Origin of the sequence: Flammeovirga sp. SJP92 (assembly GCF_001583495.1) — a bacterium.
Lineage (GTDB): Bacteria > Bacteroidota > Bacteroidia > Cytophagales > Flammeovirgaceae > Flammeovirga.
Genome location: NZ_LQAQ01000028.1, coordinates 1 through 1,372 on the forward strand (window position 1 = coordinate 1; position 1,372 = coordinate 1,372).

Below are 1,372 nucleotides of genomic sequence, written 5' to 3' on the forward strand. Positions count from 1 at the left end.
AATCGAGTAGAGCGCCGCTAGGCGATTAGCCTAGCGGAGACCCTCTCACACCACCGTACGTACGGACCTCGTATACGGCGGTTGATTACCGTTCAGCTAATTTCCTGTAAATATCGAGCATAGAAATATATCCTCTTTTCTCCAGTCTCTCTAAGGTAATGGTGGTAATAAGAATAGGACTTTGAGCTACTGCCCATCCGCCTTTCCTCGTTCTGCTCCAAGCATAAGCCTGATCATAAGATATTCCTAAACGCATTAAGTTTTTGCGTTTTCGTTCCACCTTTTTCCAGTGTTGCCAGATGCAGTACCGGAGCCTGTTTCTTACCCATTCATCTACCTTTTTAAGTTTTCGCTTGATGTTTCCCAAACTAAAGTAATTCACCCAACCTCTTTGGATTTCTAAGAGCTTCTTGATGCGTTCATCAAAACTCATGGGAGTAGTTTTTCGAGTTACCTCTTTGAGACTTGTCTTCAACTTTTTCCATGAATCACGTTTAGCAACAAGTTGATATTGTCCTTTTGAACCTTTCTTATAGCTCGATACAAAAGCGTAGCCAAGTACCTCAAAATCTAGAGGACGACGTTTCCCGCTTTTCTCTCGATTGATTGGTAGTTTTAGGATATCCCGTAGAAATACATATACATTATTTCCTACACGTTTTGCCGCTTTTTCGGACTTCACATAAATACTAAAATCATCTGCATACCTCACAAAACGAACACCTCGTTCCATTAGAAAGAGATCCAGTTCATGAAGCAGGATATTAGAAAGAAGTGGACTTAGCGGTCCTCCTTGCGGAACACCTTTTCGCCTTTTCTTCAGTTTTCCTTGAATCATGATCGGCGCTCTTAGGAATTTACGGATCAGTTTCATGGTAGTAGGACATTTGATTCTTTGGTAGATCAATTGCAGTAAAATACTGTGATCCACTTCATCGAAGAAGCTTTTAAGGTCGATATCAATGATATGTTGATAACCCTCGTTAATGTAGGATAACGATGTTTGAAGTGCATCATGAGCACTTTTGTTTGGACGGAAACCAAAGCTGAATGCTGAGAATTCCTTTTCGAAAATAGGAGATAATACTTGGTGCAGTGCCTGCTGAGTGAGACGGTCTTGTACCGTAGGAATCCCCAAAAGACGTGTTTTCCCGTTCGGTTTAGGAATCTCCACACCTTTTATAGGTTGCGGTAGATACTGCCCCGAAAGTAAACTCGTTTTGGTGTCATCCCATGTTTTCTGAAGATGGAAAAAGAGTTGAGCCACCGACATTTTGTCGATTCCTGCACTTCCTCCATTACGGTAAACACGCTGATAAGCACGTTTCATATTTACTTTAGACACTACTTGTTCGATCATTTTACAAAAAAA

General features: G+C 41.2%; 1 protein-coding gene. It reads right to left on the reverse strand.

The annotated features are described in order from the left end of the window. Positions 1-85: 85 nt before the first annotated feature. The coding region (ltrA, locus tag AVL50_RS07235) for a group II intron reverse transcriptase/maturase (protein ID WP_253764261.1) at positions 86-1,372 on the reverse strand (1,287 nt) is incomplete at its 5' end.